At 65.8% G+C, this 17,147-nt stretch carries 1 protein-coding gene; it reads left to right on the top strand.

What is annotated here, in order from left to right; translation table 11 throughout:
* The first annotated feature begins 201 nt into the window (after positions 1 to 201).
* Positions 202 to 17,136: a hypothetical protein gene (locus WN72_RS28690; RefSeq protein WP_143130660.1), complete on the top strand. Its 16,935-nt coding sequence runs from the start codon at positions 202 to 204 to the stop codon at positions 17,134 to 17,136.
* Positions 17,137 to 17,147 lie beyond the last annotated feature (11 nt).

Below are 17,147 nucleotides of genomic sequence, written 5' to 3'. Positions count from 1 at the left end.
CCGCGCGGATATTGCAGGACGCCGATTATTGCGGAGCGTCATTGCGAACGTGCATTCACAAACAAGGTCCTGCATCTGCTCATTTTTGGGCTTCGGCCTGCTGAAATGTGCTTTGCCCCACGCATGACGACTGAACTGCCTTGCGCTCGAGACTGACGTAAACGATAGGTGATTCAGCCGACGGTAACCGGGAGGATGGCGGTGAAGGCGAAGGGTAAACGCACAGGCAAATCGTCGAGCGACACGACCGCCAAATTCCAGCCCCTGAGCGCGGACGACCTCAACGGCATTGTTGGTGGAAATATCACGCCGCCTCCCGGTCAATTCAATTCGATTGCGGGCTTCGATACGTCCCATCTGAATCTCGATGCGAACTCGATGCTCGCCGGCGTCTCTTCCCAGGAGATCGCGCAGGCCGTCGTCAATCACCAGACGACCGAAACTCAGGCCATGCATTTGATCGAGGCGGTGGCTGCCTACGATCAGACTCACGCCACTCAGGCGCTTGCTGACTTTGCCGGCGCGATCACGCAGACTTCGGGCCACAGCAATGATGGGTATGCGGTCGGCGCCGAGATCGGCCATCTGATCGCCGCGGGGCAGGTGAGTGCCACGCAGGCGATATCGGACATTGCGGGAGCGGTTACCGCAGGGCAGTCGACCGGCCATGTGGCGGTCACCATGCTCGCGGGTATGAGCGGACCGGTTTCCGCGAGCGTTCAGGCCGCGGCTGGAACGGAAATCGCGGCGCTGGTGACCGCGGGCAGCCTCACCGCAACACAGGCCGTAACCGACATCGTCAACGCAAATGGTGCGGCGGGTGCGCTGACCCTCGATCAAGTTATCAATGTCCTGAACGATGCAGCCGGTACGCCGGCGATGCACGCCGCGGTCGCGAGCGAGTACAATAGCCTGATGGCGAGCGGTCTGACCACGGGCAACCACATCACCGCCGATATTGGTGCCGCAGCGGCGCATTCCTATTCGGGAATCAGCCACGATTCGACCGCCGACATGAACATGATCATGGTCGCGAAAACCCTGACCATGGATGCGGTGATCGCTGGCGATTATGGCGCTCTGGCGGGTTTCCAGCCGTTGTTGGCCACGATGCAGAACGCCGTCGCCAACGGCAACGAGTCCGTTCTCGACAACGCAGTGGCCAATAGTGTGCTGTCGCTGGTGAATGCCGGCGGCCTCACGCTGACGACGGCCGTTGCGGATCTGGTGCAACAGATCAACAGCCACGCCATCAGCGGCGATCAGGGCTTTGCGCTGCTGAATTCGCTGGTGAACCTCGCGCCGAACTACTCCAATCTTGCGAACAACGTCGGTAGTCCGCTCTCGGTCGATGCCGTACTCAATCAATTGGCGCCGGCGAGCGCGCAGACGGGGAGTCTTTCCGACGTCGTCGCCGCAGTGAATTCCGGTCGGTTGGCAGTGGGGCAGGCCATCGCCGCGCTTGGCGGCCTTGCCGCCGGCTCCACGGTCGCGCAGATCACGGCAGGTGGCGACATCGCCGGATTCATCCGGTCGGGCTATATTACCACAAATGCGGCCATTGCTGACATCGTCAGCTCCAACTGGTCCACTACGGAGACGTTCAATTTCCTGCTCGGCATGGCGAGCAGCGGCAACACCGCGATCGCGGGCGCCGCGATTGCGGAAATGCCGAGCGTAAGCTCGCCGTCGCAGGCGATCGCCGCCATCAATTCCGCCATTGGCCTGACCGCGATCACGCCGACGCAGGCGCTTGGTATCCTGGTCGATCTCGCCAGTTCGACCGGTACGCAAGCGGCTGTCGCCGGTGAGATCGATTCCCTGATCTCGAACCACCAGCTGACCACGTCGCAGGTCATGACCGCCATCGGCAGCGCGGTGACCTCATCGGCCCTGACCGCGACGGAAGCCGTGACCTTGCTGGCAGACATCGCGGCGCCGGCGTCCACTGCCGTGCAGACCGCCGTCACAGCGGAAATTGCGTCTCTGGTGACCGCTGGCAATCTGACCGCCGATCAGGTGGTCACGGCGCTGGCTGGTCTTGTCGCGGGCGGCGGGGCTGCGATGCAGTCATTCGTTGCGACGGAGATCGGCGCGCTTGTCGCGGCGAACCAGATCACGACGGTGCAAGCGTTCGCCGACATCGCGGCCGCAGGTGCTTCACATGTTCTGAACCCCGGTCAGACCATTGCCCTGCTGGCGTCTTTGGCTTCCAACTCAACGCCTCTGCAATTCACCTTGGGGGCCGACATCGCCACGATGATCGGGTCGGGTGCGATCACGGCAAGTGCGGCGGTTACCGACATCGCTGGCCTCAACCTGTCGGGGTCGGAGGCATTCAATATCCTGCTCGGCCTGGCCACCAGCGGCGACACAGCGACCGCAAGGGCCGCCACCGCGGGAATGGCGAGCCTGCTGTCGCCAACGCAGTTGGTCAGCGACATCGATTCCGCTATTGCCACATTCACGATTACCGCTGCGCAGGGAGTGGGTCTGCTGATGGACCTCGCCAGCAGTGCGAGCATGACGCCGGCGGTCGCCGTCGAAATCGATTCACTGATCGCGAGTAATCAGATCACCGCCAGTGCGGCGATGAGCGCAATTGGCGCGGCGGTGACGTCGTCCGTCCTCACGGCGGCGCAAGCCGTGACTTTGCTGGCCTATGTCGCGGTCCCGGCTCCGACGGCCGTGCAAAATGCGGCCACCGCCGAAATTACGACACTGCTGACGAGCCGCGCGATCACGGCCGATCAGGTGGTCGGTGCGCTGGCCAGTGTCTTTGCTGGCGGCACCACAGCGATGCAGGCATTCGTGGTCGCGGAGATCAACGGGCTGGTTGGCGCGAACCAGATCACGGCCATTCAGGCCGTCAGCGACATTGCGGCCGCCGTGACCGCGCATGTCCTGACCGCCGACCAGGCCGTCTCCTTGCTGAACATGCTGTCCGCCACCGGATCGACCGCCATGCAGGCCGCGGCCGGCGCCGAGATCGCGGCGCTGATCGGCTCGGCCTCGATTTCCACCACCAATGCCGTCGCCGCCATCACCCACTCGACCAACACGAGCAGTGTCGCCTCGATCGAACTCGCGATCGTGCAGCTGATGAACGTCGCGGCGAGCGGCAATGCGTCGGTGCGCGCGGAGATCAACGCGGACATCGCGGCGTTGATTTCGGCGACCTTCCCGGCCGATACCGCGGTGACCTTCCTCGCTAGCCTCGCCGCGAGCAACAACGCCGCGCTCGACAATGCGGTCGCCGGCACGATTCTGTCTCTGGTCGGAGGCGGCGCGTTGTCGATCACCTCCGCGATCGCGGACGTGACGCAGGCGGTCAGCACCCAGGCCATCAGCGCCGACCAGGCCGTGGCGCTGTTCGCCTCGATGCTTGGCGCCGTCGGGAGCAACGCCATCAACCAGGCCGCGATCGTCACGGCGCTCGGTCAACTGGTCTCCGGTTCGCTCACCCTGTCGGCCGTCATGGCGGACATCGTCACGGCCGTGGGTGGTGGTCAGTTGACGGCGGCGCAGGCCATCTCGGCCTTTATCAGCCTGATTGCCGGCGGGTCCATCGGCGTCCAGGTCGCCGCCGGGACCGAGATTGCCGCGCTGATCCAGACCGGCGCGATCACCGCCAGCGCTGCGATTACGGCGATCGGTGGCCTCGCCTCGGCCGAAACCTTCAACATCCTGATCGGCATGGCGGTCAGCGGCAATGCCGCGACCACGAGTGCGGCCGTCGCGGACATCAGCACGCTGGTGTCGCCGGGGCAGGCGCGCCTCGACATCATCGCGGTGCTGAACGCGTCCGCCATCACGGCGCCGCAGGCGCTGCCCATTCTGGTAGACCTCTCCGTCATCCCGTCGTCACCCGGCGACGGGTTTTCCTGGCAAACGATGATGTCCCAGGAAATCTCGACATTGCTGAGCGCTAGCCAGGTCTCGGCGACGCAGATCACCGCTGCGGTCGACGGCGCCGTTAGGGCCTCAGCTATCACCGCAGCCGCGGCCGTGAACCTGCTGACCAATCTCGGCTCGTTGGGGTCGACGAGCACGCAGACCGCGATGTCGGCAGAGATCGTCGCGCTGGTCACCGGGGGCAAGATCACGGCCGTGCAGGCGATCGCGGGGCTGACCAGCGTCTTCACCGGGTCTGGTGGCAGCGAAGGCGGCAGCGTGGCGTCGTTCACGACGAACTTCGTGTCGCATACCATCGGCGCGCTGGTTGCGGCCGGGCAGGTCTCCAACACGGCCGCGATCAACGACATCGTTGGGCTGATCTCGTCGAGATTCACGCCGGCGACGGCGGTGGTCGTGCTGGCCGGATTTGCGTCGAACAACAGCCTGACGCTCGACAATGCGGTGGCGGCCGCCATCGTGTCCCTGCTGAACGCCCAGACATTCAGCATGACTCAGGCCGCCCGTGGCGTCTCCACCGCGGTGAGCAACGGCGCGATTACCGCCGACCAAGGCATCACCTTGCTGGCGGCGATGCTCGGCATCAGCGGCAACGTCAATCCGAATTCGCCGCTCGGCCCGACCGGAATCTATCAGGCGCTCGCGGCGCTGGTTCCCTCGCAGATCACCGCGACGGCGGCCGTGGCGGACATCGTCACGGCGGTCGGCAACGGCCAGCTGACGGCGGTGGAAGCGATCAACGCATTCGCCTATGTGGCGAGCTCCATCACCGCGCAATTCGCCGCGGGCCAGGACATCGCCGCGATGATCCAGTCCGGGGCCATCACCGCCAGCGCCGCCATTGCGCAGGTCGGCGGCCTCGCCCCGGGCACCATCAGCAGCAACGAAGCATTCTATATCCTCACCGGCATCGCGCTCAATGGCAGCAGCGCGACCGCAAGCGCCGCCGCCGTCGTCATGGCTGGCCTCGGCGTGCCCGGGCAGGCGACCCAGTACATCACCACGGCCGTCAACAGCTCGGCGATGACGGTCCCGCAGGCGGTCAGCATCCTGCTCGAGCTCGCGGCCGTCACCGGCATGCAGGCGGCTGTCGGCGCCGAACTCGGCACATTCATCTCGAACAACCAGATCACCACGGCGCTGGTGATGACCGATATCGGCAACGCGGTGGCGGCGTCGGTTCTGACGGCAACGCAAGCCGTGGACGTGCTGGCGGATCTCGCGGCGCCGGCCTCGTTGGCGGTGCAAAACGCTGCCGCAGCGGAAATTACCGCGCTGGTGAGCAGCGGCTACATTACCGGCAATCAGGCGACCACGGCGCTGATTGGTCTCCTCACCGGCGGCACGGCGGCGATGCAGGTCTTCGCGCTCTCCGCCATCAACGCGCTTATTGCCGCGAACCAGGTCGCCGCCACGCAGGTGGTGGCCGACGTCGCCGCCGCTGGCGCCGCCAATGCGCTGACCGCGGACCAGACGATCTCGTTGCTGACGTATCTGGCCGAGTCCGGGTCCGGGGCGGTGCTGGCCGCCGTCGGCGCCGATATCGCCGCGATGGTCACGGCCGGTACCGTGACCGCCAGCCAGGCGGTCGCAGACATCTTCGGCACCACCGACACCATCACCCCGACCAGCATTCTGCCGGCCATCCCGGTGATGATGTTCACCGCCGCAAGCGGCAATGCGAGCCTGCAGAGCGCCGTCATCGCACAATTGTCGTCGCTGGTTGCGCCGTTCTACAGCGCCAGCAGTCTCGATCAGTTCGTCGTCTCGTCGCTGAATGGCGCCAATGCTGTCGGCAACGTCCCGAGCATCGTGCACATGATGCGCGATTTCCCCGGAAACAACGTTTCGGCAGCCGAGGTGAATGCCGACATCGTCAACGCTGTTGCAAGCGGCGCACTGACTGTCGCCCAGGCGCTTGCCGTGCAACAGGCGCTCGCCGCCCAGCTTGGCTCCGCGTGGCCCAATACGCCGATCACCCAACCCCAGATGGCGACAGCGCTCGGAGCGCTCGCCGCGTACAACAACCCGACGGTCAATTCGCTTGTCGCCAGCACCATCTGGTCCATGGTCAGTGGCGGCCAGTTCGCGTCGTTCAATGTCGTGCTGAACCCTGCCGTCAACGGCAACGCCGCGCTCAATGTCACGCAGCAAGCGGCGCTGTTGCTGGCGCTGGCGGCCGACGTGCCCAGCGGCGCGAACAGCACCGTCTACCTCAACACCATTGGCAGCGTCTTCGCCTCTCTGACGGCCGCCCACGGGCTCCCGCTCACCCAGGTGACAGCCGATATCACTGCCGCGGTCAACGCCCATCAATTGACCGGCGGCCAAGCGGTTCAGGTGCTGGTCGGCGCCGGATCCATCAGCATCGCCGCCCAGATCGTGGTCGGCGGCCAGATCGACGCGCTGATCCAGGTCGGCAGTGTCAGTGTGTCCGATGCCGTCGCGCTCGTCGCCGCGCTCGGCGCTGCCGACGCGTCGTTCGGCGTGCTGATCGGCATGCTGGTCAGCGGCAACAGCGCAAACATCAGCACTGTTGCGCAGGAGATGCTGAGCCTTACTCAGATCCAATTCCCCGCGTCGGCCTTCAACGACATCAACACCGCGATCTACGCCGGCGCCATCACGGCGGATCAGGGCCTTGCGGTGCTGGCGGCGTTCGCCGCGGCCGGCAACGCCTCGACCCAGATTTCGGTCGGTGCGGAGATTGCTGCGCTGATCGGCAACAGCACCATCACGTTGACCGGTGCGATCACCGACATCGGCGCTGCCGTCACGTCGACGGTCCTGAGCGGCGCCCAGGCGGCCAACATCCTGCTCGGCCTCGCGAGCCAAGGGAGTGTGACGACGCAAGTCGCCGTCGGCGGCGAATTCGCCGCGCTGGTGACGGCGAACGCTCTGAGCGCCAATGCGGCGACGGCCGACATCGCGGCCGCGGTTCCATCGATCATCACGGCCAGCCAGTCCTTCAATATCCAGATCGGGATGGCGTTGAGCGGCGACCCGGCGCTGCAGACAACCCTGACGCCCGCACAGGTCATGACCAACATCAACGGCGCGCTGGGCGCGTCGTCGATCACGATCACTCAGGCGCTCGCCTTGCTGGCGCAGCTCGCGAGCGGCAGCAGCGCCATGCAGTCGGCGGTGGCCGGCGAGATCAATCTGCTGGTCGGCAACGCGACCATCACCGCGGCGACAGCGGATCAGGCGTTCGCGGTGCTGGCGCAGCTCGCACACGTCGGCAACGGCAGCATCCAGTCGGCGGTTGTCGGCGACATCAATCTGATGATCGCGGATTCGATCATCACCACGTCGCAGGCGATGACCGACATCGCCACGGCGGTGCACGGTGCGTCGCTGACTGGCGATCAGGCGGTGGCGCTGCTGGTGGGCATTGCCGCGCAAGGCACGCTCAGTGTGCAATTCGCGGCCGGCGGATCGATCGTCGGGCTGATCGCGGCCGGCCAGCTTGCGGCCACCAGTGCGGCGACCGACATCGGCAATGCGGTCACATCGTCGAGCCTCACGTCCGATCAAGCGGTCGCGATCCTGCTTGGTATGTCGGTCGGCACCAATGCGGCCGCGGCCTCGGCGGCAGCGCACGAACTGCAGATTCTCGTCACGCCCGCGCAGCTCATCGCCGACATCAACAACGCGGTGACGGCGTCCCAGCTCACCGCGACCCAGGCCTTGAGCGTGCTTGCCACGCTGGCGGCGACCGGATCGACCGCGATGCAGACCGCGGCGGTGACCGAGATCAACACCCTGATCGGCGGGCTCACCGTCACGCAGGCGATGAATGAACTGCTCGCCATCGCCGCCAACGGCCTGACCGTGCAGGGCGCGGTGGCGAGCGAAATCAACACGCTGATTTCAGGCAACCTCCTCACCGCTGCGCAGGCGGCGGCCGATATCGGCGCCGCGGTGCCGTCGGTGCTGACGGCGGACGAAGCCGTCACGCTGCTGATCAATCTTGCCACTTCGGCGCCGGCCGCCGTGCAGACCGCCGTCCGCGCGGAGATCTCCACGCTGATCACCGGCGGCCAGATCACCGCCGACCGGGCAGTCATCGACCTTGTGGGCGTTGCCGCGACGGGCTCTGCGGCATTGCAGGCGGCCGTCGTCGCCGAAATCAACACCCTGATTGCCGCCAACCAGACCACCGCAGCGCGGATCATCGCCAATCTTGGCACTGCGGTCGCCACTGGTCTGCTCGGCGTGGACGAAGTGATCACGCTGACAGCGATCCTGGTGGCCTCATCGTCGCAGGCGCAGGTGTATCAGGCCGGACTCGGCATCGCGAACTTCGTCAACTCCGGTCTGGCCACGGCCGCCCAGGCCGTCGCGGATGTGATGAGCGCGACGTCGCAGGGTGTCACACTCGATCAGGCCTACGCCCTGCTGGTCAATGCGGCGGGGGGGAATTCGGCGCTCGACGCCGCGCTGAGGACCCAGCTCTTCACCGGCACCGTGCCCGATCTCCCGTCTCTCGCAGCGCTGCTGCCGGCAGCGAATTCCGCGGTCGCTGCAGAGATCGGAAAGGCGATCCTCTGGACTGCCTATCAGACCCCTGCGACGACGCAGGCTCAAGCCAATCAGGACCCGCAAATCGCCGCCAATGCCATCGTCACGCAGCCGTGCGATCAGGCCGTGACGGCGCTGGTCGCCATGGCGGGCCTCGGCGCCCAATTCGGCGCGAACGCGGGCGACGTCGGGCGGATCTTGGGCGCCGCCGTGATCAACGGAATCGAAGCGATCATCGGCCATGGCCAGGTGACCGGCGCAAGCGCGGTCGCCGATATCGTCAACGGCCTGAATGCCGGGCTGATCTCGGCCGATCAGGCCGCCTACATGATGACGTATCTGGCGAGCTCGGGCTACGTGACGCAGGCTGCCGCCGGCGCAGGCATGGTGGCCGCGATCGCGCAATCTTCGCTCGTCTTCACCAAGTTGTACGCAGGCGACTACACGTATTTCATTCCTTCGCAGTACAACCTCGATCAGCAGGTCCAGCTGTACGCCGGCGTGATCGGTGCGCCCAGCGCCAGCCCGTCGTTGCAAGCCACGGTGGCGAGCTGGATCGCAGCCTATACGCCGCTCTCTCTCTCCGGAGGGCAGGTCGTCGGCGACATCGATGTGTTGGTCGCCAGCGGCGCACTCACGCCCGCACAGGCAGCGGTCGTATTCTATCAGCTCGGCGCCAACGTCGGCAGCGCTTATGGCGGATATACGGATTCGCTACAGACGGCCCTTCAGGGCGCGATTTCGGGGCTCGGCCCCAACGCCACCGCCGGCATCGTCGAGCTGATCAGCGATCAGATCATCACCGCGGATCATGGCGTCGCCCTGTTGCTGAGCCTCGTTGGCAACGGCACTGGCTCGAACAGCCTGGTCGCCAGCGAAATCGCGACCCTGGTGCACAACAACGCCACGACCGCCGCGCAGGTGATGACCGACATCATCACTACCGTCAGCTCCGGCGGCGCCACCGTCGACCAGGCGGTCACGCTGCTGGCGGTCCTGTCGATCCAGGGGAATGCGACGCTGCAATCCGCGGCGGATGCCGAGATTCTCTCGCTCGTCACCGGCAATCAGATCCCGGCCGCGCAGGCGATGACAGATATCGGCAACACCATCGCGGCCGGCACGCTGACCGGCGACCAGGCGATGGCGCTGCTGGCGAGCCTTGCCGGAAGCGGCAATGCGGCGGTACAGGCCGCGATCGGTAGCGAAATCGCAAGCCTCATCGGCGCCGCCAAGCTGACGGCGAGCCAGGTCAACACCGATCTCGCCACTGCGATCACCGCCAACGCGCTGACGGTCGACCAGGCGGTTGTCGTGCTCGGCAGCGAAGCCCTTGCGGGCAGCGCCGCGGTGCGCACTGCGGCCATTGGCGAGCTCTCGGCGCTGGTCAGCGGCAACCAGATCACGGCCGCCCAGGTCGGCGCTGATATCGGCAGCGCCATCGGCACCGGCTTCACGGCCGATCAGGCGGTCGCGCTGCTGGCCAGTATCGCGGCCCAGGGCAATGCGGCCCTGCAGGGCGCTGCCGCGACGGAAATTCTCGCCTTGATCGCTGACCATCAGGTCACCGCCGCGCAGGCGATGACCGATATCGGAAACGCCATCACCGCCGGAACGCTGACCGGCGACCAGGCCATCGGTGTGTTCGCCCTGCTGGCGAATTCCGGCACCGCGGCCGAACAGGCCACCATCGGGGCCGAACTGGCGACGCTGATCGCCGCGGCCACGATTACCGCCACGCAGGTCACGACCGATATCAACACGGCGATCACCTCCAGTACGTTGACCGCCGACCATGCGGTCGCCGTGCTCGCCAATCTCGCGACTGCCGGCAGCTCCACGGTGGTGGGTGCCGTCGTCACCGAAATCGCCGCGTTGGTCGGCGCGAACAGGATTTCGGCCGCCTCTGTTGCGACCGATATCGTCGGCACCATCGGTGCGTCTCTCACGATCGACCAGGCAGTCGCTCTGCTGGCCGGCGTTGGCGGCCAAAGCGGGGTGGCGCTGCAAGCCGCCGCCATCAGCAGCATTCTCACGCTGGTCCAGAACAGCCAGATCACCATTGCGCAGGCGCTCATCGACGTCGGCGGCACCGTTGCGGCCGGCACCCTCACGGGCGATCAGGCCGTCGGCGTGCTGGCGGCTCTCGCCAATGCCGGCAGCGCGGCGCAGCAGCAGGCGGTTGGTGCCGAAATCGCGGCGCTGATCGCAGCGAACCGCATCACCGCCTCGCGGGCGATGACGGATCTCGATAGCGCGGTCGCAGCGGGTGCAATCACTGCCGATCGCGGCATCACCGTGCTGGCCGGCGTCTGGCTTGCTGGCGGCACTGGTGTGCCCGCCACCGTGGTCAGCGAAATCGTCGCGCTGGTCACCGAGGCCAGGCTCAGCGCGGTTCAGGCTGCGACTGATATCGGCGGCATGGTGGGCGGCGTGCTCACCGCCAATCAGGACGTGACGCTGCTGGCGAGCCTGTGGCTGCAGGGCGGCACGACGGTCCGGGGCGCTGTCGCTCAGGAGCTGGTCACACTCATCACCAACGGCAACGTCACGGCCGGGCAGTTCGGCGCTGCGATTACTGCGGGCGCGCTGACGGCCGATCAGGTTATCGCCCTGATGGCCGTGGTCGCCAGCGACGGCACGACCCAGATTCAGACCGCCATCGGCGCCGGCATTGCGGCGCTGATCGCCGGCAACCAGATCACCGTCACGGCGGCGATCAGCGACATCAACACCGCCATCGCCAACGGCGTGCTCACGCCGGACCAGGGCGTCACGGTCCTGTCCGGCATGTCGGCGAACGGTAGCACGGCAGTGCAGACCGCGGTCGCTGACGAGATCGAGGTCCTGATGGATCCGGTCATTTCGGCCAGCCAGGCGATGGCCGACATCGCCAATGCGGTCGGCAACGGCATCACGATCGACCAGGCCGTCGCAATGCTGGCGGTGCTGTGGACCGAGAACGATGCGACGCTGCAAGGCGCCGTTGTCACCGAAATTCTCGCACTGATTTCCGGAGGCCAGATCACCGCCGCGCAGGCGATGACCGATATCGGCAACACGCTCGCTGCCGGTACGCTGACCAACACCCAGGTCACAGCGCTGTTCAGCGCGCTCTCGAGCGCCGGATCGTCGACCGTGCAGACCGCGGTGGCCATCGAGGTTGCGAACCTGCAGGGCGTCGCGGGCATCGATGCGCAGGTCACCAGTCACGGCATCACGGCCGCCGCCGCCATTCCGGCGCTTCTGAATCTGCTCGCCGGCGATCCGTCGCAGCAGTCGGCGGTCACGACCGAACTTCTCAAGCTCGCCGGAGAGACGCCCAGCGTTGTTCCGCTGATCGCGTCGGATATCGCCGCAGCCATCGGACAAAATTTCAGTGCCGATCAGGCAATCAATCTGCTCATCGTTGTCGGCGCGCAGGGCAACGCGGCGCTGCAAGCCAGCTGCGGCGCGGAGATCGCGTCGCTGATCACCAGCAACCAGGCCAGCATCGCTCAGGTGATGTCGGACATGTTGGGCGCGGTCGATTCGCAGTGGACCGCGGGTCTCGACCCCTGGGCGCGCACGGGAGCCGACATTCGGACCATATCGCCGGATCAGGCGATTGCGCTGCTGACCGCGATCTCGTCGCATTCGGGCGCCGCCGTCCAGGTCGCGGCCGGCGACACGATCTTCGTGTTCACACAGTTGAACTGGATCTCGGCTGCGCAGGCGGTCGGCGACATCACCGCCGCGGTCACGTCGGGAGCGCTTGGCGCAGGACCTGCGGTGGTCATGCTGGCCGCGGGCGCCGAATTCGCCGCCAATATCCTGCAATCGGGCTACTATACGATCTTCAGCAACGGTATCCCCGCGAACTACGTCGCGCCGACCCAGTCGGTCTTCCTCGGCGGAATCACCACGCTGATTGCCAACAATGCGTTGAGCGCTGCCGCCGCTATGGCGGATGTCGCAACCATCGCGGGCGTCCCCACCCTCGGCTTTACCGATCAGGCGACACAATACTGGATTTATCGGACGCAGTTCGGCAGCGTCACGACCACCCAATATCAAGGGCCTAGCTACATCTACACCTACAGCATCGATAGCGTCGGGGTGAACGCCACGACCGCGCCCGCTAACGCCAGCCACGTGTTGTCGCTGCTGGTCGGCCTTGCGGAAATCGGCACAACGGCGGTGCAGTCCGCGGCCGGCACCGAAATCTCCACACTGATCGGGCAAAATCAGATCACCGCGACGCAGGCGGCGACCGCCATCGGCGGCGCGATCGGCAATGGCATGACCGCCGACCAGGTGATGGCGATGCTGGCGGGCATCGCCGCCACCGGCAGTTCAACCGCGACGGCGGTGGGTAATGAAATCCTCGCGCTGGTGACCGCCGGCAAGATCACGCCCACGCAGGCGATGACCGATATCGACCACGCGGTCGCCGCGTCGGCTCTGCCGGCCGGCGCTGCACTCACGGTGCTCAATGCCGTTGCGGCCGGAGGCAATGCCAGCGAGCAGACCGCAGTGATCGGCGAGGTCGGTGCATTGCTCGTTGAAAGCAAGATCACGTTCTCGCAGGCGCTGTCGCTGTTGGCGACCGTCGCGGGCGAAGGCCCGACCGCCGTGCAGACGGCGGCCGTCAGCGAGATCGCAACGCTGATCACGGGCCATCAGCTCACGGCAACGCAGGCGCTGCCGACGCTCATCACCATTGCGGGTGACGGCAACGGTACCGTGCAGGCGGCGGTGGTCAGCGAGATCGTCACGTTGCTTACGGGCAATCAGCTCACCGTGACGCAGGTCGTCTCCGGCATCGGCAATGCTGTCGGCGCGGGCCTCAACGGCGACCAGGCGGCCAGCATGCTGGTGTTAGTCGCGGCGCAAAACACCGCGGCCCAGAGCGCCGTCACGGCCAAACTCGATGCCCTCGTCAGTGGCAACCAGATCACGCCCAGCCAGGTGACGGGCGCGCTCCTTTTTGCGTTCGCAGCCGGAACGATGTCGAACGGCCAGGTGCTGTCGATGCTGATTGGCGTGGCCGCAGGTGGCAATACCGCGCTTGCGCTCGCCGTCGGCGCCGCGATGGATCCGTGGGTTGGCGGCTCTTACAGCCCCAATTATCTCAGCATCAACGGCGTCGCCGCGGTCGTCGCGGCCGTGACCTCGCATACCTTGAGCGCCAACCAGGCCGTCGCGGTGCTCGCCAGCATGGAGATGACTGTCTTCAACTACGAGGTCCAAACGGGGCAGGGCAACTCCGCGCTCTTCGCCGCGTGGGTCACCAACAATCTCGTCGCCACAAACCTTATCACCGCCGAGCAGGCGGTTGGAGCGCTGCTGCCGCTCTGGGGGCAGAACAGTACGTTGCTGCAAGCGACCGTGGTCAAGGAACTGACCGCGCTTCTGGCCGGCAACGGGTCGGGTGCCTTGATGACGCCGGCCGCGCTGATGGCTGACATCACGACGGCCGTCACGTCGAATTCGTTGCCCAGCTCTCAGGCCGTCATCCTGCTCGGCGCTTTGCAGTCGTTGGCGCCGACGACTTCCTATCCGGCCATCCTCAACGAGATCGGCGCGCTGGCCAATCTCGTCGGTGGGGGCCAGATCATCGCGCAAATCCAGGCGACGCTTACCTCGAGCCAGGTCCAGACCATCTTCTCCGACCTCGAAGGGTCGATCTACTTTGTAAACTCCAAGGTGGCGCAATTCATGGCCCAGCTGTTGGCCGGCGTTGCCACCACCGGCGCCGCCAACACGATGCTGGCCGGCGCCGCGCTCGCCTCGATGGTCGTACAGCAGCAGCTCACGGTCTACACGTTCAACATCACGCCGCTGATTACGAGCGGCGCCCTGACCCAGGCCCAGGGCGTCAATGTGCTCGCGGCGACCATCGCCAACCTTCCGTCATCGGCCATCGAGTCCGTCGGCATCGCCGGACAGCCGGGCGTCAACGCGATCAACAACCTCGCCAACTACATCGCCGCTCTGGCAGGTGTCGCGGCGATCGGCGAGATCGACGCCTTTGTCGGTGCGTCGTCGGCGTCGATGACCGCCTGTGGCGCGCTCGCCGGGGCGTTCGCCGATCTTCTCACGCGGTTGAACAGCCAGGGTCAGCCCCTGGCCACCGTCGCGCAGATCGTGACGCAGGTGAACAACGACGTCAGCAACAACGTGCTCGGGGCCGACCGGGCGATCTGGTTGCTCTCGGGCCTCGCCGCTCACGTGACCAGTCCGCTGATCGGTGCCGAAATCGCCACGCTGGTGACCAGCGGCCGCATCACCGCCGCGCAGGCGATCAGCGATCTCGATGCCGCCGTCACGGGCAATCTGTTGTCCGCCAGCCAGGCGATCGCGGTCCTTGGTGGCATTGCGGCGAACGCGCATGGCAATGCCACGCTGCTGACCGGTGTCGCCAACGAAGTCGCAAGCCTCGAAGGCGCCGTCCTCGGCACCACGCAATTCCAGGCCGCCATCACGTACGCCGCGGGTGAGTTCGTCGCGCTCGCCAGCGGCCAGAAGACCGCCGCGCAGGTGATCACCGATCTTGAAACCTATTCGACCGCCAGCGTTCCGGCGGACGTGCTGCTGAGCGTGGCGCTGATCGAAAGCCAGGGCGCCGGCCTGACGACGGCCGCCAACGCGCTTGCGACCGAGATCTACAACCGCATCAACAACGATGCCGCGGAGAGTGGCCTCGCCCAGCTGGTCTCGCAGGGCATTCTCTCCCTGACGATGGCCCAACAGATCGTCACGCAGGCCTTGACCGCCGCGTGGTCGAACATTCCGACGCCGGTCCTCAATCTGCCAAACGTGCCGGCGACCGGACCTTATTCGGCCAGCGTCACCGGCGGCATCACCGCGCCGATGACCTTGCAGCAGGCTCTCGTTCCCGCGATCGATCTGCTGAACCAGGATGTCATCGCCTATACGGACGCCCCCGCCGTCATCGCCGGAACAATGACCGCTGCGACGGCGATCGCCAACGTCGAAGCCTACAGCGGGTCCTTCCCCTATGTGGTCGACGTGGCGCTGATGCATCTGTCGACGCTGGTGAACGCCGGCGTCGGCCCGGCGCCGAACCTGACGCTTCTGCAGCAGCTGGGCGGTTATACCCCGGCAGATCTCCAGGCCGTCCAGAACGCCTACAACGCCCTCACCGCGGCGAACGCCGCAATTCTGGTGGCGCTGGGCCATCGCCTCGGTACCGGCACCACCGAAATCGGCCTGGTGGGCGCGATCACCGGCGGATACCTGTCGTACACCCAGGCGATGGCGCTCCTGAACAGCGAATTGACGGCCGCGCTGGTGCATGCCTCGACGACCGAAAACAGCGCGCTGCACAGCGTGGCGTATGCCTGGATCGACATCGTCGCCAACAACATTGCCAACTCCGGCGCCCTCTCGATCCACAACGCCGCGCTGGCGGTGCAGAGCCAGATCGAAAGCGGCGGCCTCACGACCATCCAGTCGTTGCTGACCGGCATTGCGACCGTCAATGCCGTCGAGAGCAATGCGGCCAATTACTCCGTTGAGACCGATCTCGCTGGTCACCTCAGCCAGATGTGGATCTCCTTGATATTGCCGGCCAATGCGAGCGTTACGGACGTGGCCCAGGCCGCTCACACAGCGGCGGCCTGGTACCAGCAGGCCTGGACCACGGCGTGGACCAACTTCCCGCTGTCGCACATCATCGGCGGCGAGATCGTCGGCAATGCGACCGCCGCGCAAGGCTACATGGATCTGCTGTCAAATCTGCTGGTGAGCGGCCTGCCGATCGGGCAGGGGCCGCTGTTGAATGCTCTCGGGCTCGGCAAGAACGTCCAATCCATGCAGTCGGCGCTGATCAACCAGATCTTCGGCACCACCAGCGAGTTCGTCGATCCGGAGGACATGGCCAACGGCTTCGGCGATGTGCTCAGGGACGCCTGGGAAAAGATCAGCTTCGGCTATGGCAAGGGTCTGACCGGAAGCGGCGCCGGCGAGGCGGGCGAATTCGAGGTGGAGCTCAGTGGCGGCGGGCTTATCGAGTTCAGCCCGGCCATGACATTCACGATGGTTCAGCTGGCGTCGAACGGCATGGTCTCGTTGATGACCGCGGACGCCACGGCGAAGTACTTCGACCTCCATCCGGACGGGGTCAATATTTCGGGGCCTCTGCTGGGCGCGTTTAGGCTCATCGCCAATACTTGCAACCTCGTCACCAACCTCCTGAACACCACGGCGCTCACCTACATGGGGCAGATCTATACGATGGGTACGGACATCGTGAATATTTTCGCCGACATCGGCAACACCCAGAAGATCGCTGCAGATGGTGCGGCGCTGGGTGAGGCGTTGTTCCAATATTCGGTGGGCTTCCAGTTCCCGGCCGTGCAGAATCTCGCGCAGGATGTCGGCGCCGCGTTCCAGGATCTGTTCACCGGGCATCCGCTCAGCCTCGCCAGCGACGTGCTGTCGCTTGGTGGCGACGCGATCCGGCTGATCCTGAGCAATCCCTACCTGCAGGCTGCCGCCGCTGTGCTCAACACCTACGCCACGCAGGTGGAGGACGATCTTGGCCTGAACAGGGTTGCCAATGCGTTCGAGAGCCTGGGGGATTGGCTGGCCGAGGCCAGTGCGCTGCCTCCGAACACCACCGTGCAGCCGCTGGGCCTCAACTCGGCGACGTTCTATCAAACCCTTCAGTCGACCTTCAGCTGGCTGTGAGGCAGACGTCA

It is taken from the genome of Bradyrhizobium arachidis (genome assembly GCF_015291705.1).
Taxonomy (GTDB): domain Bacteria; phylum Pseudomonadota; class Alphaproteobacteria; order Rhizobiales; family Xanthobacteraceae; genus Bradyrhizobium; species Bradyrhizobium arachidis.
This window is presented reverse-complemented; position numbering and strand designations above follow the sequence as displayed.